Origin of the sequence: Chitinophaga sp. CF418 (assembly GCF_900142925.1) — a bacterium.
GTDB lineage: Bacteria > Bacteroidota > Bacteroidia > Chitinophagales > Chitinophagaceae > Chitinophaga.
Genome location: NZ_FRCN01000004.1, coordinates 251,398 through 270,806, shown reverse-complemented (window position 1 = coordinate 270,806; position 19,409 = coordinate 251,398). Strand labels below are relative to the sequence as shown.

29 protein-coding genes are annotated in these 19,409 nt (G+C 44.5%); all 29 read left to right on the top strand.

Going from position 1 to position 19,409, the window contains the following annotated elements:
- The first annotated feature begins 307 nt into the window (after positions 1–307).
- Positions 308–2,455, top strand: a complete 2,148-nt coding sequence (fusA, locus tag F3I09_RS11280) for an elongation factor G (RefSeq protein WP_223233214.1) — start codon at positions 308–310, stop codon at positions 2,453–2,455.
- Between the two features lie 435 nt (positions 2,456–2,890).
- Complete coding sequence (locus tag F3I09_RS11275) at positions 2,891–3,490, top strand: outer membrane beta-barrel protein (RefSeq protein WP_149695126.1); 600 nt, start codon at positions 2,891–2,893, stop codon at positions 3,488–3,490.
- Positions 3,491–4,886: 1,396 nt separating this feature from the next.
- Positions 4,887–5,192 carry a 30S ribosomal protein S10 gene (rpsJ, locus tag F3I09_RS11270; RefSeq protein WP_012789286.1) on the top strand — a complete coding sequence of 102 codons (306 nt, stop codon included), beginning with the start codon at positions 4,887–4,889 and terminating at the stop codon, positions 5,190–5,192.
- 213 nt (positions 5,193–5,405) lie between these two features.
- Positions 5,406–6,023, top strand: a complete 618-nt coding sequence (rplC, locus tag F3I09_RS11265) for a 50S ribosomal protein L3 (protein ID WP_149695125.1) — start codon at positions 5,406–5,408, stop codon at positions 6,021–6,023.
- Position 6,024: 1 nt separating this feature from the next.
- Positions 6,025–6,663 (top strand): 50S ribosomal protein L4, encoded by a 639-nt coding sequence (gene rplD / locus F3I09_RS11260; RefSeq protein WP_149695124.1) that lies wholly within the window; start codon positions 6,025–6,027, stop codon positions 6,661–6,663.
- 56 nt (positions 6,664–6,719) lie between these two features.
- The gene (gene rplW / locus F3I09_RS11255) at positions 6,720–7,019 is read left to right on the top strand and encodes a 50S ribosomal protein L23 (protein WP_089809394.1); all 300 of its coding nucleotides are present in this window, start codon (positions 6,720–6,722) and stop codon (positions 7,017–7,019) included.
- 84 nt (positions 7,020–7,103) lie between these two features.
- Positions 7,104–7,937: a 50S ribosomal protein L2 gene (rplB, locus tag F3I09_RS11250; protein ID WP_149695123.1), complete on the top strand. Its 834-nt coding sequence runs from the start codon at positions 7,104–7,106 to the stop codon at positions 7,935–7,937.
- Positions 7,938–8,021: 84 nt separating this feature from the next.
- Positions 8,022–8,288 carry a 30S ribosomal protein S19 gene (gene rpsS / locus F3I09_RS11245; RefSeq protein WP_089835258.1) on the top strand — a complete coding sequence of 89 codons (267 nt, stop codon included), beginning with the start codon at positions 8,022–8,024 and terminating at the stop codon, positions 8,286–8,288.
- A gap of 86 nt (positions 8,289–8,374) precedes the next feature.
- Positions 8,375–8,734: a 50S ribosomal protein L22 gene (rplV, locus tag F3I09_RS11240; protein WP_110054716.1), complete on the top strand. Its 360-nt coding sequence runs from the start codon at positions 8,375–8,377 to the stop codon at positions 8,732–8,734.
- 43 nt (positions 8,735–8,777) lie between these two features.
- Positions 8,778–9,572 carry a 30S ribosomal protein S3 gene (gene rpsC, locus F3I09_RS11235; RefSeq protein ID WP_149695122.1) on the top strand — a complete coding sequence of 265 codons (795 nt, stop codon included), beginning with the start codon at positions 8,778–8,780 and terminating at the stop codon, positions 9,570–9,572.
- A gap of 41 nt (positions 9,573–9,613) precedes the next feature.
- Positions 9,614–10,033: a 50S ribosomal protein L16 gene (gene rplP / locus F3I09_RS11230; protein WP_012789294.1), complete on the top strand. Its 420-nt coding sequence runs from the start codon at positions 9,614–9,616 to the stop codon at positions 10,031–10,033.
- A gap of 72 nt (positions 10,034–10,105) precedes the next feature.
- Entirely contained in the window at positions 10,106–10,312 is a 207-nt protein-coding gene (gene rpmC, locus F3I09_RS11225) for a 50S ribosomal protein L29 (protein WP_110054718.1), read from the top strand.
- 59 nt (positions 10,313–10,371) lie between these two features.
- On the top strand, positions 10,372–10,629 hold the full coding sequence (gene rpsQ / locus F3I09_RS11220) for a 30S ribosomal protein S17 (protein ID WP_176842403.1): 258 nt from the start codon (positions 10,372–10,374) through the stop codon (positions 10,627–10,629).
- A gap of 71 nt (positions 10,630–10,700) precedes the next feature.
- Positions 10,701–11,069: a 50S ribosomal protein L14 gene (rplN, locus tag F3I09_RS11215; protein ID WP_012789297.1), complete on the top strand. Its 369-nt coding sequence runs from the start codon at positions 10,701–10,703 to the stop codon at positions 11,067–11,069.
- A 158-nt stretch (positions 11,070–11,227) separates the two neighbouring features.
- Complete coding sequence (gene rplX / locus F3I09_RS11210) at positions 11,228–11,566, top strand: 50S ribosomal protein L24 (RefSeq protein WP_149695121.1); 339 nt, start codon at positions 11,228–11,230, stop codon at positions 11,564–11,566.
- Positions 11,566–12,141, top strand: coding sequence for a 50S ribosomal protein L5 (gene rplE / locus F3I09_RS11205; protein WP_149695120.1), 576 nt, complete (start codon positions 11,566–11,568; stop codon positions 12,139–12,141). Before rplX ends, rplE begins: the two co-directional genes overlap by 1 nt.
- 71 nt (positions 12,142–12,212) lie before the next feature.
- Positions 12,213–12,482 carry a 30S ribosomal protein S14 gene (gene rpsN, locus F3I09_RS11200; protein ID WP_110054721.1) on the top strand — a complete coding sequence of 90 codons (270 nt, stop codon included), beginning with the start codon at positions 12,213–12,215 and terminating at the stop codon, positions 12,480–12,482.
- Between the two features lie 126 nt (positions 12,483–12,608).
- Positions 12,609–13,007, top strand: coding sequence for a 30S ribosomal protein S8 (gene rpsH / locus F3I09_RS11195; RefSeq protein ID WP_149695119.1), 399 nt, complete (start codon positions 12,609–12,611; stop codon positions 13,005–13,007).
- A 150-nt stretch (positions 13,008–13,157) separates the two neighbouring features.
- Positions 13,158–13,712: a 50S ribosomal protein L6 gene (rplF, locus tag F3I09_RS11190; RefSeq protein WP_149695118.1), complete on the top strand. Its 555-nt coding sequence runs from the start codon at positions 13,158–13,160 to the stop codon at positions 13,710–13,712.
- A gap of 86 nt (positions 13,713–13,798) precedes the next feature.
- The gene (gene rplR, locus F3I09_RS11185; RefSeq protein WP_149695117.1) at positions 13,799–14,152 is read left to right on the top strand and encodes a 50S ribosomal protein L18; all 354 of its coding nucleotides are present in this window, start codon (positions 13,799–13,801) and stop codon (positions 14,150–14,152) included.
- 38 nt (positions 14,153–14,190) lie between these two features.
- Positions 14,191–14,709, top strand: coding sequence for a 30S ribosomal protein S5 (gene rpsE, locus F3I09_RS11180; protein ID WP_106604070.1), 519 nt, complete (start codon positions 14,191–14,193; stop codon positions 14,707–14,709).
- A 69-nt stretch (positions 14,710–14,778) separates the two neighbouring features.
- Positions 14,779–14,964 carry a 50S ribosomal protein L30 gene (gene rpmD / locus F3I09_RS11175; protein ID WP_106604069.1) on the top strand — a complete coding sequence of 62 codons (186 nt, stop codon included), beginning with the start codon at positions 14,779–14,781 and terminating at the stop codon, positions 14,962–14,964.
- Between the two features lie 112 nt (positions 14,965–15,076).
- Positions 15,077–15,523: a 50S ribosomal protein L15 gene (gene rplO / locus F3I09_RS11170; protein ID WP_089835246.1), complete on the top strand. Its 447-nt coding sequence runs from the start codon at positions 15,077–15,079 to the stop codon at positions 15,521–15,523.
- A 173-nt stretch (positions 15,524–15,696) separates the two neighbouring features.
- Entirely contained in the window at positions 15,697–17,040 is a 1,344-nt protein-coding gene (gene secY, locus F3I09_RS11165; RefSeq protein ID WP_149695116.1) for a preprotein translocase subunit SecY, read from the top strand.
- Positions 17,041–17,160: 120 nt separating this feature from the next.
- Complete coding sequence (map, locus tag F3I09_RS11160; protein ID WP_149695115.1) at positions 17,161–17,961, top strand: type I methionyl aminopeptidase; 801 nt, start codon at positions 17,161–17,163, stop codon at positions 17,959–17,961.
- A 115-nt stretch (positions 17,962–18,076) separates the two neighbouring features.
- Complete coding sequence (gene infA / locus F3I09_RS11155) at positions 18,077–18,295, top strand: translation initiation factor IF-1 (RefSeq protein ID WP_012789309.1); 219 nt, start codon at positions 18,077–18,079, stop codon at positions 18,293–18,295.
- Between the two features lie 28 nt (positions 18,296–18,323).
- The gene (rpmJ, locus tag F3I09_RS11150; protein WP_012789310.1) at positions 18,324–18,440 is read left to right on the top strand and encodes a 50S ribosomal protein L36; all 117 of its coding nucleotides are present in this window, start codon (positions 18,324–18,326) and stop codon (positions 18,438–18,440) included.
- A gap of 36 nt (positions 18,441–18,476) precedes the next feature.
- Positions 18,477–18,857: a 30S ribosomal protein S13 gene (gene rpsM, locus F3I09_RS11145; protein ID WP_149695114.1), complete on the top strand. Its 381-nt coding sequence runs from the start codon at positions 18,477–18,479 to the stop codon at positions 18,855–18,857.
- Positions 18,858–18,949: 92 nt separating this feature from the next.
- Positions 18,950–19,351 (top strand): 30S ribosomal protein S11, encoded by a 402-nt coding sequence (gene rpsK / locus F3I09_RS11140; protein ID WP_110054730.1) that lies wholly within the window; start codon positions 18,950–18,952, stop codon positions 19,349–19,351.
- Positions 19,352–19,409: the final 58 nt, after the last annotated feature.

Sequence of the window (19,409 nt, the reverse complement as noted above, 5' to 3'; positions counted from 1 at the left end):
AGGACATTTACAAGATCATATACAAATATGTTTTAAAGGGGAAAAAAAGGCAATGGGTAATTATTGGACGGCGGGATTATTGTAAAAACCGGTAGTGGAAATTGGACAATTGGTTTTCAGGGAGATGTCAGCCAGCGGTTAGCTCATGAAATTAGTGTAACTTTGCGCCGTTAATCATGGGGGCAAATCCCCTTCTGTAAAGGAATTCTTAAATAACTATCTGGTAGGTTACCAGGTTTTATTTATTGGTAAAAATCATTTACCTTTGCCCCCCAAATTGCATTAGTAATACAGTCATTTTAATATTATGGCAGACTTAAAATTTCAAAGAAACTTTGGTATTGCGGCGCACATTGATGCGGGTAAAACCACTACCACAGAGCGTATCCTGTACTATACAGGTAAATCCCACAAGATAGGGGAGGTGCACGAAGGTGCTGCCACCATGGACTGGATGGCACAGGAGCAGGAGAGAGGTATTACCATTACATCTGCTGCTACTACCTGTTTCTGGAAATTCCCAACAACCCAGGGAAAGCTTCAGCCAGATACAAAAGAGTACAAATTCAACATCATTGACACTCCGGGTCACGTGGACTTTACTGTAGAGGTAGAGCGTTCCCTGCGTGTACTGGACGGTCTGGTAGCATTGTTCTGCGCAGTATCCGGTGTAGAACCACAGTCTGAGACCGTTTGGCGTCAGGCTAACCGTTACCGCGTACCCCGTATCGGTTTCGTTAACAAAATGGACCGTGCGGGTGCTGACTTCCTGAACGTGGTAAAACAGGTGAAGGAAATGCTGGGTGCAAACCCTGTTCCCCTGATGCTCCCTATCGGTGCAGAAGATACTTTCAAAGGTGTGGTTGACCTGATCACCATGAAAGGTATTATCTGGGACGAAGAAGGTAAAGGTGCTACTTACCAGGAAGTTGAGATCCCTGCTGACATGAAAGATGAGGCAGAAGAGTGGAGAGCTAAACTGGTAGAAGCAGTTGCTGAATATGACGACACCCTGATGGAGAAATTCTTCGAAGATCCAAATTCAATTTCTGAAGCTGAGATCCACGAAGCTATCCGTAAGGCTACTATCGATATCGCTATCATTCCAATGTTGTGCGGTTCTTCCTTCAAGAACAAAGGTGTTCAGAAGATGCTGGATGCGGTTTGCCGTTACCTGCCTTCTCCTCTGGATATCGAAGCAGTAAAAGGTGTTAATCCAGACACTGGCGCTGAGATCTCCCGTAAACCAGATGCAAAGGAACCATTCTCTGCACTGGCGTTCAAGATCATGACCGATCCTTTCGTAGGTCGTCTGGCGTTCTTCCGGGCTTATTCCGGTCACCTGGATGCAGGTTCTTATGTACTGAACACCCGTACCGGTAAGAACGAGCGTATCAGCCGTATCATGCAGATGCACGCCAACAAGCAGAACCCTATCGATTTCATCGAAGCTGGTGATATCGGTGCTGCTGTAGGTTTTAAAGATATCAAGACAGGTGATACCCTGTGTAATGAGGACAATCCGATCGTACTGGAGTCTATGACCTTCCCAGAGCCGGTGATCCACATCGCTATCGAGCCCAAAACTCAGGCGGACATGGACAAGATGGGTTTGGCTATCGCTAAACTGGTAGAAGAAGATCCTACCCTGAGAGCTAAAACTGATGAAGAAACCGGCCAGACCATCTTGAGTGGTATGGGTGAGCTTCACCTGGAGATCATCGTTGACCGTATGCGTCGCGAGTTCAAGGTAGAAGTTAACCAGGGTGCGCCTCAGGTTGCTTTCAAGGAAGCATTTACTGCTAAAGTTACACACCGTGAAGTGTACAAGAAACAGACTGGTGGTCGTGGTAAATTTGCTGACATCCAGGTTGAGATCGGCCCTGCTGATCCAGAATGGATGAAAGAGAATGACGGTAAGACTTTCCAGTTCATCAACGACATCTTCGGTGGTTCCATTCCAAAAGAGTTCGTTCCTCCTGTACAGAAAGGTTTCGAAAGTGCAATGAACCAGGGTGTACTGGCTGGCTATCCGCTGGACAACCTGAAAGTTCGTCTGTTTGACGGTTCCTTCCACCAGGTGGATTCCGATGCAGTATCTTTCGAGTTGTGCGCAAGATCTGCTTTCCGTGAAGCTGGCCGTAAGGCTAAACCAGTTCTGCTGGAGCCGATCATGAAAGTAGAAGTACAGACTCCTGACCAGTACATGGGTGACGTAACAGGTGACCTGAACCGTCGTCGTGGTATGCTGGAAGGTATGGAAATGAGAAATGGTGTACAGGTGATCAAAGCTAAAGTACCGCTGAAAGAAATGTTCGGTTACGTAACTCAGCTGCGTTCAATGTCATCTGGTCGTGCAACTTCCATCATGGAGTTCTCCCACTATTCTGCAGCTCCGAACAGCATCGCTGAAGAGGAAATGGCAAAAGTGAAAGGTAAAGTGAGCGCTGACTAATAATTAGCAGATTCATATCAGAATTATAGAAAGAAGGGGTGCCTGAAGGCATCCCTTCTTTCGTTTATGGGGCCTGTTCATCTGGTACTGCACTGGATGGATCTGTAAGCGGAGCCTGATTCCCGTCTGACCGTAACAGGAAATATTGTGGCTATTGATGCCCGTCGATGGACCTTATTTCTTGCCTGTGCGCAAAGCCATCATGAATACCAGTGGCTGTTTCCGTTGAATATTTATCATGTCTCCTCTCTATTCTGTTCATTTTCAATAACTTTTATTGCCTGAACAAGCTACATGGCATTAAATTTGGTTACCCCTTCATATCCTGCCTGTATCAATAAGTTATTACGAGTCATCACTTAATGTTTCAACGCGTCCTGAAAAGGGCGTCTATAATTTTTGATGCCAGCTATTTATCAAATTAAACTTCAGAACATGAAAAAAATTCGTCTATTAACCCTTGTGCTGACGGCGTCATTTCTTGGCACTACTGCCGTCGCACAGACACAGCAAGGTAACCTCATGGTAGGATCTGATCTCACCGACCTGGGCTTCAATTTTCAGAAAGAGAGTACCATTTTCCATTTCAATCTGAACCCCAAACTGGCTTATTTCATCAAGGACGATCTTGCCTTGGGTGGTTATGTAAATTTTGGTCTTCAGACTACTGGCGGCAATGGAACGGACGTGAATTATGGTATAGGGGCATTGGCCCGTTATTATGTTCACGATGCGAATGTGCGTAAGCTGGAGTTTTCGAAGCGTGTACGTTTCTTTGCGGAGGCGAATGCAGGGTTTGGTGGTAGTAATCCGGCCAATGGTGCTTCTACTAATGGGGTACAGTTGGGAATAGGGCCTGGATTGTCGTATTTTATCACGCCTAATGTGGCGTTGGAGGCCTTATTGAAATATGATGTGATCATAGGTGGGGGTAATTCGACTACATCTCATCAGTTGAATCTGGGGTTGGGGTTCCAGATTTTCTTACCGACAGCGCGGGCGCGGGCGATCATACAAGAGGAGAGGGGTAAATAGTGGGAAGGGGAGCTTATCTGCTATCTGAACAGTTTGAACGAACTGTTTGATAATGAATGGAAATGAATGCGTTTTGAATGATGATCGCATTTTATCTTTATTGGGTTCGCGGGGAACAATGCTGCTGCGGACTGGAGTTTGCCGAAAACCATATAGAGTAGGCGTGACCCTCTTAAATTCACAGTTTATGACATCCACTATTCTCGCTGCAATTCTTGCATTTGTGAAAACGATCTTACGTGCTGTGTAAACCTCACAGACACCGTTTAAAATGTTTAAGCCCTGGCAATTGCCGGGGCTCTTTTTTACAAGGTGGTGTTACGGCCATTGGGTGACAAAAAGTAGCGGATCTATTTAGTAGCTGGTATGAACTGAATAGAATGATATAACTGATTGAAAATGAATGAAAGTGAATGTTTTAGTTTTGTAACTAGCCTTTAAATTCGCCGCGGGATTAGATGATCATCTCCTTTGGGATTTACCGAAAACCAAGAACAGAGTAGGTATTAATCAACAGAAAATCTAAAGTATGGATCTGTTAAATCAGTTGCTGGCAACCATCATTGCGTTCCTGAATTCTTTATTAGGCGGCCTGTAATAGTAGGTTTCCTTGTTCCCTAGGAATCCGTTCGGCAGCCACGAGGCCGAACGGTTCCAAATTTATTGGAGCTTCCTGACCGGGGGCTCTTTTTATTTGAACAGGGTATTTCTCCGCATCTTTGTTCATTATTATTCATCCCGTTCATTTTCTGTTCACTCTTCGATATGCATCGAATCGACTGATAATGAATGAAATGAATAGCCGTTATTTCCCTGTATGCTCTTAACTTAGGCCCATGCTCCAGTTAGTGGTCTGCATTTGGGATTGCCGAAAACCAAGAAGAGAGTAGGCATAACCTTATGGAAAACCTTTCAACAACTATGGATTTATTAAACCAGTTATTGGCTTTAGTTTTCGGCTTGCTGAATTCTTTGTTGGGGAATTTACCCCTCTGAGGTTTGACAGGTTGAGAAATATTGCTTATTGCATTCCCAGACAGGACAGGCCACCGGTTCCCCGGAGGCCTGTTTTTTTATGGGGGGTATGGGGAGGTACGGGGTACTTACCGGGGTAAGCAGGAGCCGCGAGGTAGGGGGGATGGAGCTTTGGCAGGTGGGCAGGGCTGGATTTTTCTGCCGGAGGCGGCCTGAACAATCATTTTTTTGGTATTTAATTGAAAAACAGTATTTTGCTGATCCTCGCCATATCTTCTTTGTGTAATATGAAGAGCTGTCCTTGCCTCATATTCACAGTCCCTGATTTATTTTTCCACAAATAATTTGTGAAGTAGAAAAAAACGGGTTACCTTTGCCCTCCCAAATTGTAAGGGTAAAAACAAGAAGAAGTTCATTGCATATGTCTCAGAGAATTAGAATCAAGCTGAAGTCCTACGATCATAATCTGGTAGATAAATCTGCTGAGAAGATCGTTAAAACCGTGCGTAACACGGGCGCCGTGGTAACAGGTCCAATTCCTTTACCAACCGAAAAGAAAATTTTTACGGTGCTGCGTTCACCGCACGTTAACAAGAAGGCACGTGAGCAATTCCAGCTGTGCACGCACAAGCGTCTGTTGGATATCTACACTTCTTCTTCAAGGACAGTAGACGCGCTGAGTAAGCTCGATTTACCTTCCGGTGTGGAAGTTGAAATCAAGGCGTAGGACATCGGCAGGTAGGCGAAAGGTCTGCCTGATTTGATTTAATATGACTGGTTGTTGCTGGCAGAGGGACTGAATCACCTTTGCCGGTCAGATAACAACACTCGAGTAAATACAGGCCATGCCTTCTGGGTGGCCGCCCAATAAAGCATTTAAACCGCCCATCCTGGGGATAGCAAGATCCACCCCCAGGCGCTGGGTAAAATATATATAATAATGAAAGGTATTATTGGTAAAAAGATCGGCATGACCAGCATCTTCGAACCGAATGGTAAGCAGACTGCTGTTACCATCATCGAAGCCGGTCCTTGCGTTGTAACTCAGGTAAAGACAGTAGAAACTGATGGGTACAACGCTATTCAAGTTTCATTTGGTGAGAAGAAAGAAAAGAACACTCCCAAAGCTGAACTTAATCACTTCGCGAAAGCAAGCACCTCCCCTAAAAGATTTGTAAAAGAGTTCCGCAACCCGGATGTACAAAAAGCTCTTGGTGAGACCATTACCACCGAAATATTTGCAGAAGGAGAAACTATTGAAGTAGTAGGTACTTCAAAAGGTAAAGGTTTCCAGGGTGTTGTAAAGCGCCATGGATTCTCCGGTGTGGGTGAAGCTACACACGGTCAGCACGACAGAAGCAGGGCTCCTGGTTCTGTGGGTGGTTCCTCTTATCCTTCCCGCGTTTTCAAGGGTATGCGTATGGCTGGTCAGACCGGTAACGAACAGGTGAAAGTGAAAGGTCTGAAGATCCTGAAGATATTCCCTGAAAAGAATTATATCCTGGTAAGTGGTTCCGTTCCCGGCCACATTGGTTCAATCGTTTTAATCCAGAAGTAACATGCAAGTTGATATTTTAAATAAAGAAGGTAAGAAAACCGGCAGGACTATCGAGCTTCCTGAGGAAATTTTCGGTGTGGAGCCTAACAACCACGTTATTTACCTGGCAGTAAAACAGTATCTGGCCGCTCAGCGTCAGGGTACTCACAAGGTTAAGACCAGAGCTGAAGTGAAAGGTGCTTCCCGCAAACTGCACAAACAGAAAGGTACTGGTGGTTCCCGTAAAGGTAACATCCGTAACCCGCTGTATAAAGGTGGTGGTACCATTTTCGGTCCTAAACCACACAGATATGATATTAAGCTGAACAGAAAGGTGAAAGATCTGGCTAAGATCTCTGCCCTGTCTACCAAAGCTAAAGAAAACAGCATCATCGTACTGGAAGATCTGAACCTGGATGCACCTAAAACCAAACAGTTTGCAAGTATCCTGGCTAATCTGAAGGTAAATGTATCTGGCCGTAAGACTTTATTCGTTCTGCCTGAGTACAATGATAATGTTTACCTGTCTCTGAGGAACATTCCTACCGTGGATAGCGTAATGCTGAGCGATATCAATACTTATGATATCATGAACAGCAACTACATCGTTCTGACGGAGAGTGCTGCTAAGATCTTCACTGAAGAGCCGGTAGAAGCTTAATTGTCAATATTACAAAAACACAGCTTGCGGGTAACCGCAACTCAAAGCTATAAAAGATGAGACTTTCAGACGTTTTAATCAAACCGGTGGTAAGTGAAAAGGTGAACAAAGCCACTGATAAATTCAACCGCTACTACTTCATCGTGGATAAAAAATCCAACAAACTGGAGATCAAAAAAGCAGTGGAAGAATTTTACGGTGTAACCGTAGCTGAAGTGAATACTGCCGTAATGCCAGGTAAGGCTAAACAGCGCTTTACTAAAGCTGGCTTCATCGCTGGTAAAAAACCTTCTTACAAAAAGGCGGTTGTTACACTGGCTCAAGGAGAAACTATAGATCTGTATGCTAACATATAGTGCTCATTCCTGCTAAAACAGGATGATGGATGTATATACAGATCACTTTTTATAATAGAAACTAGTTAAACACGACACTAGATCATGGCACTGAAGAAATACAAACCGATGACAGCCGGTACCCGTTGGAAAATAGGCAACGCGTACGCAGAGCTGACCACGGATATCCCTGAAAAAAGCCTGTTGGAGCCTGTTAAGAAATCCGGCGGTAGAAACGTACAGGGTAGAAGATCTATGCGCTACATTGGTGGTGGTCACAAACAACACTACCGTATCATAGATTTCAAACGTGATAAACACAGTATTCCGGCTACAGTTAAGTCTATCGAATACGATCCAAACCGTAGCGCATTCATCGCTCTGCTGAACTATGCAGATGGTGAAAAACGTTACATCCTGGCTCCTCAGGGTCTGCAGGTAGGTGCTACCGTACTGAGCGGTCCTGATGCTGCTCCGGAAGTTGGTAATGCGCTGGTGCTGAAAAACATGCCACTCGGTACTGTTGTTCACAACATCGAATTACAGCCTGGTAAAGGTGGTGCGATCGCAAGAAGCGCCGGTACCTATGCTCAGCTGTCCAACAAGGAAGAAAAGTATGCCGTTCTGAAAATGCCTTCCGGCGAACTGCGTAAAGTGTTGATCACTTGTGCTGCAACCGTAGGTACTGTTTCCAACTCAGATCACGCGCTGCAGTCCATCGGTAAAGCAGGTGCTAACCGTTGGAGAGGTATCAAGCCTCGCAACCGTGGTGTGGCGATGAACCCAGTGGATCACCCGATGGGTGGTGGTGAAGGTAAATCTTCCGGTGGTCACCCAAGATCCAGAACAGGTAAATATGCGAAAGGTCTGAAGACAAGAAAGCCGCATAAGAGCTCTGACAAACTGATCATCAGCAGGAAAAACGGTAAGAAATTATAAAACTTAACGCCTTAACAGTTCCGCTGACGCAGAGAACGCAAAAGCGGAACTGGTAAAGCGGATCAGGAATAAAAACAACAAGACATGGGTCGTTCCATAAAAAAAGGTCCTTACGTTGACCAGAAATTAGAGCAGAAAGTTGAGAAAATGAATGAAGGCACCAAGCGTACTGTTATCAAGACCTGGAGCCGTCGTTCTACTATCACGCCTGATTTTGTAGGCCACACATTTGCGGTACACAATGGCAACAAATTCATCCCTGTATACGTGACTGAATTCATGGTTGGTCATAAACTGGGCGAATTTGCACCTACCCGCAACTTTAAAGGACACGCTAACAAGAAAATGTAGTAAATCGTTTGAAGTTTAAAGTTTGAGGTTTTTGATTCACCTCTAAACCCAAACTTCGAACCTCAAATCACAAATTATAATAGAAAATGGAAGCAGTAGCTAAGCTTAACAATAATCCTACATCAACCCGCAAAATGCGTTTGCTTGCGGATCTGATCCGTGGTCTGGATGTAGAAAAAGCTCTGAATATTTTGAAATTCCATCCTAAGCATCCCAGCGTTCCGTTGGAAAAGCTGTTGTTGTCTGCCGTTGCAAACTGGAAAGTGAAGAACGAAGGCACAAGAGCGGAAGATGCTAACCTGCAGGTTAAAACCATCTTCGTTGATGGCGGCCGTATCCTGAAAAGAATGCGTCCTGCACCACAGGGTAGAGGTTATCGTGTTCGCAAGAGAAGCAACCATGTAACAATCGTTGTTGACAGCCGTCCTGCAGTGGAAGCAAAATAAAAGAAACTAAAACTATTTATCTAATAGACAAATAAACCAGAACATGGGTCAGAAAACAAATCCTATTGGTAACAGGTTAGGTATCATCAGAGGATGGGACTCCAATTGGTATGGTGGCAAAAAGGATTATGCTACCAAACTGATCGAGGATAACAAGATCAGGACTTACCTGAATGCCCGTATCAACAAAGGCGGCATTTCCAGGGTAGTGATTGAAAGAACTTTAGGTAAACTGATCATCACCATTCATACATCTAAACCTGGTATCATCATAGGTAAAGGTGGTGGAGAGGTAGACCGCATCAAGGAAGAGCTGAAGAAACTGACAGGAAAGGAAGACGTACAGATCAACATTCTGGAGATCCGTCGTCCTGAGATAGATGCAAATATCGTAGCTGAAACCATCGCTAAGCAGATCGAAAGCCGTATCAACTATAAACGTGCGATCAAGATGGCTATCGCGACTGCACTGAGAATGGGTGCTGAAGGTATCAAGGTGAAAGTAGGTGGCCGTTTAGGTGGTGCGGAAATTGCCCGTTCAGAAGAAATGAAGCAGGGTCGTGTACCATTGCACACTTTCCGTATGGACATTGATTATGCTTCTCTTTTCGCACTGACCGTATATGGTAAGATCGGTATCAAGGTATGGATCTGTAAAGGTGAAGTACTGGGTGAGCGCGATCTGAATCCGAACGCTATTTCCGCTAAAGATGGTGAAGGCCGTTCAGGTGGTGGCGAAAGAAGAGGTGGCGATAACCGTGGCGGTGACAGAAGAGGCGGAGATAACCGTGGTGGCGACAGAAGAGGTGGAGATAACCGTGGTGGCGGCCGCAGATAAGCTTACTTAACAATTAACATTAACAATTAACTAATACCAAGATGTTACAGCCAAAGAGAACGAAACACAGGAAGATGCATAAAGGCCGCATCAAAGGTAACGCTAAGCGTGGCGCGGCTATTTCCTTTGGTAGTTTCGGTCTGAAAGCATTAGAACCTAAGTGGATCACCGACAGGCAGATTGAAGCTGCCAGGGTTGCTCTGACCAGGCATATGAAACGTGAAGGTAACGTGTGGATCCGTATATTCCCGGATAAGTCTATTACCGCCAAACCACTGGAAGTGAGGATGGGTAAAGGTAAAGGTGCTCCTGACCATTGGGCTGCAGTAGTGAAACCAGGCCGTATCTTATTTGAAGCGGATGGTGTTCCTTTACAGGTAGCTAAAGAAGCAATGGAACTGGCTGCACAGAAACTGCCGATTAAAGTGAAATTTGTAGTGCGTCCCGATTACGTTGCATAATCCGGCAACCTGCAGGAATGCAAACGCAACGAGAGATAACTATAAACGATAAACCAGAAATTTTAAAATACAATGGCAAAAGATAAGCTGGATCTGAAAGGTTTAAGCGACCAGGACCTGAGAGAGAAAATCTCTGAGGAACAATTACGCCTGAAGAAAATTACATTCAGTCATGCAATTACGCCGATTGAGAATCCAATGAGCATCCGCTCTCTCAGGCGTCAGATCGCACAGCTGAAAACCGAGCTGCGCAAAAGAGAACTGGGCGCACAAGCCTAAATAATAAAATTCATTAATCCTGCGGTGAACGGAGGGTTAGAGAGTAAATACTTTCAACAATGATCGAAAGAAAATTAAGAAAAACCAGGACTGGCGTGGTATCCAGCAATAAGATGGATAAAACTATCACTGTAAGCGTTGAGCGTAAGGTGAAGCACCCTATCTATGGTAAGTTCGTTAAGAAAACTACCAAGTTCATGGCGCACGACGAGAAAAACGAGTGCAGCATCGGCGATACCGTTAGAATCATGGAAGTTCGCCCTCTGAGCAAGAACAAATGCTGGAGACTGGTAGAAGTTATCGAAAAAGTAAAATAATTATTTGTTTCAAGCTCCTTCCGGCATTCCCGGGTTGAGCCGCTGATTAAACAACATACAAATCTCATAAGATGATACAACAAGAATCAAGGCTGAATGTGGCTGATAACAGCGGTGCCAAAGAGGTACTGTGTATTAGGGTATTAGGCAACTCAGGCCAGGATTACGCTAAAGTGGGTGACAAGATCGTTGTGACAGTTAAGGATGCAATCCCAGGTGGTGGCGTAAAGAAAGGTATGGTAACCAAAGCTGTTATCGTAAGAACAAAAAACAAGCTGCGCCGCAAAGACGGATCTTATATCCGTTTTGACGATAATGCCGTTGTATTGCTGAACAACTCTGACGAGCCACGCGGTACCCGTATTTTCGGTCCGGTTGCCCGTGAGCTGCGCGATAAGGGATACATGAAGATTATCTCTCTGGCTCCCGAGGTGCTGTAAATCAAAGCATTATAGAGAGTTGAAAGCATAAAGCCAAAAGTTAGACCTTTAGGCTTTGTGCTTTCAGCTTAAAAGCATATCTTTGCAGCCCGTTTCAAAAACGACAATATTAATCAAGCGGAACGGGTGTTTCGCTTGGCGTTTTAAATAAACAAATAATGAAAACGAGATTCAAGCCTAAGTTCAACATTAAGAAAGGCGACACGGTAGTGGTGATTGCCGGTGATGACAAGGACAGGACCAAGCCCCGCAAGGTGCTGGAAGTGATTCCTGACAAGGCACGCATTCTGGTAGAAGGTGTGAATATCATCACCAAACATACCAAACCGACTGCTCAGAACACCAAAGGTGGTATCGTTAAGCAGGAGGCTCCTATCGCTATTTCTAACGTAATGTTATGGGATGCTAAGGCTGGTAAACCTACTAAAGTAAGCAGGCAGCGTGATAACGGTAAATTAGTTCGTATAGCTAAAAAATCAGGGGAGGTAATTAAATAATGGCAAACACTACATATACACCCAGGCTGCAGTCTAAATACCGCAATGAAGTGGTTAGTGTGCTGCATAAGAAATTTAATTATAAGAGCGTAATGCAGGTACCCCGTCTGGTAAAGATCTGTCTGAACCAGGGTATCAACGGTGCTGTTGGAGATAAGAAACTGGTAGATATTGCTGTTGACGAGATGACCCGTATTTCTGGTCAGAAAGCGATCGCTACTATGTCTAAAAAAGATATCTCTAACTTTAAACTGAGGAAGAACATGCCGATTGGCGCCCGCGTAACATTGCGTGGTAACAATATGTACGACTTCCTGGATCGTCTGATCGCAGTTTCCCTGCCTCGTGTACGTGACTTTAAAGGAGTAAATGAAAAAGCTTTTGATGGCCGCGGTAACTATACCCTGGGTATCACTGAGCAGATCATCTTCCCTGAGATAGATATTGATAAAGTAACAAAGATCTCCGGTATGGATATTACTTTTGTTACTACGGCTAACACCAACGAAGAGGCTTACGAGCTGCTGAAAGAACTGGGTATGCCGTTCAAGAATATCAGAAAGGATAATCAATAATACTGATATCAAATTCCAATCCCTGAAAGGGTTTGGAATTTGGAATTTATAACTGGAATCATAAACTTAACATGGCAAGAGAATCCGTAAAAGCCCGTGAGAGAAAGAGAGCTGCACTGGTTGAGAAGTTTGCAGAAAAGCGTGCTACCCTGAAAGCAGAAGGTAACTACGCTGCACTGGACCAACTTCCAAGAAATGCATCTCCTGTTCGCCTGCACAACAGGTGTCAGCTTTCAGGCCGTCCAAGAGGTTACATGCGTCATTTCGGTATGTGTCGTAACATGTTCCGTGACCTGGCCCTGGCTGGTAAAATCCCTGGCGTAAGAAAAGCTAGCTGGTAAGCCAACACCAGTTCCCGAATGCCTGCAACGCAGTGCTTCCGGACAAACCGGCAATAGTTATTTGATTTTCCTATCTATTACTGATTGGATATCGCATTGTAAAATAGTTTTTAAATTTTAAGAACAATGGTTACTGATCCAATAGCAGACTTCCTGACCAGAATCCGGAACGCGCAAATGGCCAACCACAGGATTGTGGAAATTCCTGCCTCCAAACTGAAAAAACGTATCACCGAGATACTGTACGACAAAGGTTACATCCTGAAGTACAAATTTGAAGAAGATACTAAACAGGGCCTTATCAAGATAGCTCTGAAGTATGACCCACAGACCAAAGTACCTGCTATCACAGATATGCAGCGTATCAGCCGTCCGGGTTTACGTCAATATTCTAAACCAGCTGATTTCAAACGTATCAAGAATGGTTTAGGTGTTGCCATCATCTCTACTTCCAAAGGCGTAATGACCGATAAAGAAGCCAAAGCACAGAATGTAGGCGGAGAGATCGTTTGCTACGTTTATTAATATATATGCCCGGTTGATGACACTGCTGGTATTCCGGTAAAGTGTTGACAACGGGGAGAAACCAAATGGACCTTCTGACAATTAAGCTTTCTATACGGCGCTGAACACGGAAGAGTTCCTAATCCAAACATAACAGTAAAAACTGCAATTATGTCTCGTATAGGTAAAAGTCCTATCAAATTGGCCAGCGGTGTAACAGCAACTGTTTCCCCTGCTAATGAGCTGACTGTAAAAGGCCCTAAAGGTGAACTGAAAAGGAACATCGACAGGGATATCAAGATAGAAGTGAAGGATGGCGTTCTGACAGTAGTACGTCCTACCGACCAGATCCGTCACCGTGCACTGCATGGTCTGTACCGCGCACTGATCGCCAACATGGTGACAGGTGTTACAGAAGGTTTCAAGAAACAACTTGAACTGGTGGGTGTGGGTTACAAAGCTGCTCATAGCGGTCAGTTACTGGACCTGTCTTTAGGTTATTCTCACAACATCGTTGTTGAGATCCCTAAAGAACTGAAAGTATCTACCCTGACTGAAAAAGGTTCTAACCCTAAGATCATGCTGGAAGGTATTGACAACCAGCTGTTAGGTCAGGTAGCTGCTAAAATCCGTAGCCTGCGTAAACCAGAGCCTTACAAAGGTAAAGGTGTTCGCTACAGTGATGAAGTGGTTCGTAAGAAAGCAGGTAAGTCTGCAGGTAAATAATTTTTAATTAGCTAATTGGCGGTATCGTCAATTAGCTAATTCAACAACATTCCGGCAGTATCGGAATGAATAAAAATGAAAGAGAAATGAGTACAAAAGTTAATAGGAGACAGAAGATCCGCTACCGCATTCGTAAAAAGGTGACGGGTGTTGCACAGAAGCCGAGATTATCTGTATTTCGCAGCAATAGCGATATTTACGTGCAATTGATAGATGATACCAATGGTGTTACTCTGGCTGCTGCTTCTTCCCGTGATAAAGATATCAAGGCACAGAAAGGTACCAAGAGCGAAAAGTCTAAACTCGTAGGTGCTGCACTGGCTACTAAGGCGAAATCATTAGGTATTGAAACCTGCATTTTTGACCGCGGTGGTTATCTGTATCATGGTCGCGTAAAGAGCGTAGCTGATGGCGCCAGAGAAGCTGGCCTCCAATTCTAATATCGAAATTGATTAAATCGTAATTCGCAAGTAAAAAAATGGCAAAGAATACATTTAATAGAGTAAAGGCCGGTGACCTGGAGCTGAAAGAGAAGGTTGTGGCTATCAACCGTGTAACCAAAACCACCAAAGGCGGACGTACTTTCAGTTTTTCTGCCCTGGTAGTAGTGGGTAACGAGCACGGTGTAGTAGGACACGGTCTGGGGAAGGCTAAGGAAGTGCAGGAAGCTATCACCAAAGGTATCGACGATGCTAAAAAGAACCTGATCAAGGTTCCGGTAATGCATGGTACTATTCCTCACGACCAGTTAGCTAAAGAAGGTGCTGCCAAGGTTCTGATCAAACCAGCTGCTCATGGTACTGGTGTGATCGCCGGAGGTTCAATGCGTGCCGTACTGGAAAGCGCAGGTATCACCGACGTTCTGGCAAAATCTCTGGGTTCTGCTAACCCGCACAACGTGGTAAAAGCTACATTCAAGGCATTAGGTCTCCTGCGTGAGCCAATCCAGATAGCTAAAACCAGAAGCGTATCGCTGAAGAAAGTATTTAACGGATAATAACACTATCCAGTTACGCAGGGCAGGTATTCTGTTCCTGGCAATTGTAAAGTGGCAATTCAAATAACAATGGCAAAGATCAAGATCACTCAAGTAAAAAGTGGTATAGACCGTCCTGAACGCCAGAAACTCACCCTGAAGGCGCTGGGACTGAAAAAAATGCACGCCACTGTAGAAGTGGAAGCTACTCCCCAGATCCTGGGTATGGTGCGTAAAGTGAATCACCTGGTAAAAGTTGAAGGAGAACAGGCGTAATAAATTTTATTACCCGGGAAATAATCCTACATTTATATTCGGAGATTTACGAATAAACATTTTACATTTAAAGCGAGCGGTTAATTTCCGCGTAAGTAAAAAAAATTAGAAAATGAATCTGCATACGTTACAACCTGCAAAGGGTTCCGTACATAAAGAGAAGCGCCTTGGTCGTGGTGAAGCATCCGGTAAAGGTGGTACATCTACAAAAGGTAATAAAGGTGGTCAGTCACGTGCTGGTTATCAGAGCAAAAGAGGTCACGAAGGTGGTCAGATGCCAATTCAGCGTCGTATGCCAAAACGTGGTTTCAAAAGCTTGAATCCTACTGAATACCAGGTATTTAACATCGGTCAGATCGATCACCTGGTTGAAAAATATGGTCTGCAGGACTTCTCTCTGGAAAACCTGTATATGAACGGGTTGATCAACAGGACCGCGAAAGTGAAGATCTTGGGTCAGGGAGAACTGAAGGCTAAAGTAACCGCAAAAGTGAATGCGATCAGCGAAAAAGCCAAGCAGCTGATAGAAGCAGCGGGTGGAACGGTAGAGCTGGTATAAGATTTCACGACTGAGGAGACGCCTACGGAGTAGTGCGTCTTTTCACATTTTATCAAGCCAGAGAAAACAACACAAATCCCGGCCAGAGTTACTGGATAGCAGCTAATGCAGGTTCGGAATTTGGTCTCGCCTGAGGCGGGATGAAATTTTGAATATTAAACATTCATCTTCCTGTGAAGAAATTTATCGAAACGATTAAGAATATCTGGAGCATCGAGGATTTGCGTAACCGCATTCTCACCACATTGCTTCTTGTCCTCATCTATCGTGTAGGATCCTATATCGCGTTACCCGGTATCGATGCCAACAGTTTGGGTATGGGAGAGTTTGCCAACAAATCTGAGAAAGGTATCCTGGGACTGTTCAATATGTTTGCTGGAGGTTCATTCTCCAGGGCGTCCATTTTTGCCCTCGGCATAATGCCCTATATCTCTGCATCCATAGCCATACAACTGCTTACAATTGCCGTGCCTTATTTTCAGAAACTCCAGAAAGAAGGCGAAAGCGGTAGGAAAAAAATTAATCAGTATACCCGTATACTGACAGTAATAGTAACCGGTTTCCAGGCGAGCGCATACGTTGCCTTCCTGAAACAGCAGTCTGCAGGTTCTATTATACCTGAATATGGTGCAGCTTTCTTCTGGCTGACCACTACCATCGTACTTACAGCAGGTACCCTGTTTGTAATGTGGCTGGGAGAAAAAATCACAGATAAAGGTATCGGTAACGGTACATCTATTATAATCATGGTCGGCATCCTCGCCCGTCTGCCACAGGCTATCATCCAGGAGTTCTCTTCCAGGAATGCCCAGAGTAATGGTGGTCCGATGCTGTTCCTGATAGAGCTGGCAGTGTTCGTACTGATCACTATCGGTCTGATCCTGCTGGTGCAGGGTACCCGTAAAATTCCTGTAAACTACGCAAAACGTATAGTTGGGAACAAACAGTTCGGTGGTGTACGTCAGTTCATCCCGCTGAAGGTAAATGCTGCAGGTGTAATGCCTATCATCTTTGCCCAGGCGATCATGTTCATCCCGGCTACAGCGATTGGTTTTGCTACAGACAGCGGCTCCGGATTCATTCGTATCTTCAGTGATCACACCAACGGCTGGTATAATCTGATCTACGCTGTATTGGTAATAGTGTTCACTTACTTCTATACTGCATTGATATTCAATCCGACCTCTATGGCGGATGAGATGAAACGTAACAATGGTTTCGTTCCGGGCGTTAAACCTGGTAAAGCTACTGCCGACTACATCGGCGCTGTAATGGACCGTATCACGTTGCCAGGTGCATTCTTCCTGGCACTTGTAGGTATCTTGCCAGGTGTAGCAGCAGCGGTGAATATCAACAGCAACTTTGCTACCTTCTTCGGCGGTACATCCTTACTGATCATGGTGGGCGTTATCCTGGATACGCTCCAGCAAATAGAAAGCCAGCTGCTGATGCGCCATTACGATGGACTCATGAGCACAGGTCGGATTAAAGGACGGACAGCTCCGGCTAACGTCTGATCAATCCAGGCTACCTGGTATAAAAAAGCCACAGAAGCATAAAACCAACAGAGTTGTATCTGCTGGTTTTATGCTTGCGTGGCTTCATCTTTTAAGTACTTTCCTAACCCGCTTTTTGGTATGGTGCATTATAAAACTAAGGAAGAAATTGAGCTAATGCGCAAAAGCGCATTATTGGTGAGTGCTACATTGGAAGAAGTGGCGAAGAATCTGAGACCGGGAATGTCTACCCTTGATATAGACGCGATCGTGGAGAAATTCATCGTGGCAAATGGGGCGGTACCATCTTTCAAGAATTACAGGGGATTTCCAAAGAGCTGCTGTATTTCTGTTAATGCAGAGGTGGTGCATGGTATTCCAAATTCCTATGTACTGCAGGATGGTGATATTGTGAGCGTAGATGTGGGCGTATTATTGAATGGATATCACGGTGACAGCGCCTATACATTCGCTATAGGCAACGTGAAGCCGGAAGTACTGGCGCTGATGAAAGCGACCAAGGAGGCCCTTTATAAAGGCATTGAGAAGGCCGTGGCGGGTAACCGTATTGGGGATATTGCCCATGCCATCCAGGAACATACGGAGAAACAGCGCGGTTATGGTGTAGTGCGCGAGCTGGTAGGGCATGGTTTAGGCCGTAATCTCCATGAAGATCCGCAGGTGCCTAATTATGGGAAGCGTGGAAGTGGTCCGATCATGAAAGAGGGGCTGGTAATTGCAATAGAACCGATGATTAACCTGGGGGTAAAAGAGGTTGAATATATGGAAGACGGCTGGACGGTGATCACCCGCGATGAGAAGCCTTCCGTGCATTTTGAGCATAATGTGGCGGTAATGAAAGGGAAACCTGACCTACTTTCGTCTTTTGAGGGGATAGAAAAGGCGGAAAAGAATAATCCAGCCTTGAGTTCAAGTTATTGATAATTAATGAGTAAGGGCGAGTATAGGAGATTATCCACAATTAATTATTCACGTTTATTTGATTAATTTTTCTTTTTCTTAAGATTTCGCTATCTTTGCAGTCCTAAAAATTTTTATGGCAAAACAGGCACTCATTAAACAGGATGGAATAATACTAGAAGCCTTGTCTAACGCTATGTTCCGAGTTAAGTTAGAGAACGGGCACGAGATTTTGGCTACCATTTCTGGGAAGATGAGAATGCACTATATCCGCATCCTGCCTGGTGACAAAGTAGGGGTCGAGATGAGTCCATACGATTTGAGCAGAGGCAGAATAATATTCAGATATAAATAATAACATACAGACTTATAACTTATAACTTATGAGGGTAAGAGCTTCCATAAAAAAAAGAAGTGCAGATTGCAAAATTGTGCGCAGGAAGGGTAAATTGTTGGTGATCAACAAAAAGAATCCCCGTTTTAAACAACGTCAGGGATAATCAATTAATACATAACTAGTAAATTAAAATACAAATATGGCACGTATAGCCGGTATCGATCTTCCTAAAAATAAACGTGGAGAAATTGGCCTGACCTACATCTTTGGTATTGGTCGTTCTACCGCTCAATATATTCTGGAGAAGTCTGCTATAGACTTGAACAAGAAAGTTAAGGACTGGAACGATGATGAGCAGGCTGCTATCCGTAACATCATTAACAGTGAGTTTAAGGTAGAAGGTCAGCTGCGTTCTGAAGTACAGATGAATATCAAGCGTTTATTGGATATCGCTTGTTATCGTGGTCTTCGTCACAGGAAGGGCTTACCGTTGAGAGGCCAGCGTACCCGTACCAATAGCCGTACCCGTAAAGGTAAACGTAAAACGGTTGCAGGTAAAAAGAAAGCGCCTAAGAAATAAACTTGATAATACAAATAACAAGTTCCGGTTTCCAGTAGTCGTATATATGGCAAGAGGAATCTGGAACCTGGAACCTGGAATTTTATATAATTATGGCAAAAGCAACAAATACAAAAACTGCTGCTAACAAAAAGAGGGTAGTTAAAGTAGATAACTACGGCGATGTGCACATCTCTGCTAGTTTCAACAATATCATCATCAGCATTACCAACAAGCAAGGTCAGGTGATCTCCTGGTCTACTGCAGGTAAAATGGGCTTCAAGGGTTCTAAAAAGAACACTCCTTATGCAGCTCAGCTGGCTGCTTCTGATGCTGCAAAAACAGCAATGGAAGCAGGTCTGAAAAGAGCAGATGTTTTTGTAAAGGGCCCAGGTGCTGGTCGTGAGAGTGCTATCCGTGCGATCGCTAACTCCGGTATCGAGGTTAACATGATCAAAGACGTTACTCCTTTACCTCACAACGGTTGCCGTCCTCCTAAGAAGAGAAGGGTATAGGATCGATATAATTTACGGTATTTCGAAAGTGGAGAGTTGGAGTTAGCTTCCGCTTCCT

What these genes read in the sequence shown, in the direction of transcription:
- fusA (WP_223233214.1), top strand. Translation starts at nt 308, where the DNA reads ATGGCAGACTTAAAATTTCAAAGAAACTTTGGTATTGCGGCGCACATT.
- F3I09_RS11275 (WP_149695126.1), top strand. Translation starts at nt 2,891, where the DNA reads ATGAAAAAAATTCGTCTATTAACCCTTGTGCTGACGGCGTCATTTCTT.
- rpsJ (WP_012789286.1), top strand. Translation starts at nt 4,887, where the DNA reads ATGTCTCAGAGAATTAGAATCAAGCTGAAGTCCTACGATCATAATCTG.
- rplC (WP_149695125.1), top strand. Translation starts at nt 5,406, where the DNA reads ATGAAAGGTATTATTGGTAAAAAGATCGGCATGACCAGCATCTTCGAA.
- rplD (WP_149695124.1), top strand. Translation starts at nt 6,025, where the DNA reads ATGCAAGTTGATATTTTAAATAAAGAAGGTAAGAAAACCGGCAGGACT.
- rplW (WP_089809394.1), top strand. Translation starts at nt 6,720, where the DNA reads ATGAGACTTTCAGACGTTTTAATCAAACCGGTGGTAAGTGAAAAGGTG.
- rplB (WP_149695123.1), top strand. Translation starts at nt 7,104, where the DNA reads ATGGCACTGAAGAAATACAAACCGATGACAGCCGGTACCCGTTGGAAA.
- rpsS (WP_089835258.1), top strand. Translation starts at nt 8,022, where the DNA reads ATGGGTCGTTCCATAAAAAAAGGTCCTTACGTTGACCAGAAATTAGAG.
- rplV (WP_110054716.1), top strand. Translation starts at nt 8,375, where the DNA reads ATGGAAGCAGTAGCTAAGCTTAACAATAATCCTACATCAACCCGCAAA.
- rpsC (WP_149695122.1), top strand. Translation starts at nt 8,778, where the DNA reads ATGGGTCAGAAAACAAATCCTATTGGTAACAGGTTAGGTATCATCAGA.
- rplP (WP_012789294.1), top strand. Translation starts at nt 9,614, where the DNA reads ATGTTACAGCCAAAGAGAACGAAACACAGGAAGATGCATAAAGGCCGC.
- rpmC (WP_110054718.1), top strand. Translation starts at nt 10,106, where the DNA reads ATGGCAAAAGATAAGCTGGATCTGAAAGGTTTAAGCGACCAGGACCTG.
- rpsQ (WP_176842403.1), top strand. Translation starts at nt 10,372, where the DNA reads ATGATCGAAAGAAAATTAAGAAAAACCAGGACTGGCGTGGTATCCAGC.
- rplN (WP_012789297.1), top strand. Translation starts at nt 10,701, where the DNA reads ATGATACAACAAGAATCAAGGCTGAATGTGGCTGATAACAGCGGTGCC.
- rplX (WP_149695121.1), top strand. Translation starts at nt 11,228, where the DNA reads ATGAAAACGAGATTCAAGCCTAAGTTCAACATTAAGAAAGGCGACACG.
- rplE (WP_149695120.1), top strand. Translation starts at nt 11,566, where the DNA reads ATGGCAAACACTACATATACACCCAGGCTGCAGTCTAAATACCGCAAT.
- rpsN (WP_110054721.1), top strand. Translation starts at nt 12,213, where the DNA reads ATGGCAAGAGAATCCGTAAAAGCCCGTGAGAGAAAGAGAGCTGCACTG.
- rpsH (WP_149695119.1), top strand. Translation starts at nt 12,609, where the DNA reads ATGGTTACTGATCCAATAGCAGACTTCCTGACCAGAATCCGGAACGCG.
- rplF (WP_149695118.1), top strand. Translation starts at nt 13,158, where the DNA reads ATGTCTCGTATAGGTAAAAGTCCTATCAAATTGGCCAGCGGTGTAACA.
- rplR (WP_149695117.1), top strand. Translation starts at nt 13,799, where the DNA reads ATGAGTACAAAAGTTAATAGGAGACAGAAGATCCGCTACCGCATTCGT.
- rpsE (WP_106604070.1), top strand. Translation starts at nt 14,191, where the DNA reads ATGGCAAAGAATACATTTAATAGAGTAAAGGCCGGTGACCTGGAGCTG.
- rpmD (WP_106604069.1), top strand. Translation starts at nt 14,779, where the DNA reads ATGGCAAAGATCAAGATCACTCAAGTAAAAAGTGGTATAGACCGTCCT.
- rplO (WP_089835246.1), top strand. Translation starts at nt 15,077, where the DNA reads ATGAATCTGCATACGTTACAACCTGCAAAGGGTTCCGTACATAAAGAG.
- map (WP_149695115.1), top strand. Translation starts at nt 17,161, where the DNA reads ATGGTGCATTATAAAACTAAGGAAGAAATTGAGCTAATGCGCAAAAGC.
- infA (WP_012789309.1), top strand. Translation starts at nt 18,077, where the DNA reads ATGGCAAAACAGGCACTCATTAAACAGGATGGAATAATACTAGAAGCC.
- rpmJ (WP_012789310.1), top strand. Translation starts at nt 18,324, where the DNA reads ATGAGGGTAAGAGCTTCCATAAAAAAAAGAAGTGCAGATTGCAAAATT.
- rpsM (WP_149695114.1), top strand. Translation starts at nt 18,477, where the DNA reads ATGGCACGTATAGCCGGTATCGATCTTCCTAAAAATAAACGTGGAGAA.
- rpsK (WP_110054730.1), top strand. Translation starts at nt 18,950, where the DNA reads ATGGCAAAAGCAACAAATACAAAAACTGCTGCTAACAAAAAGAGGGTA.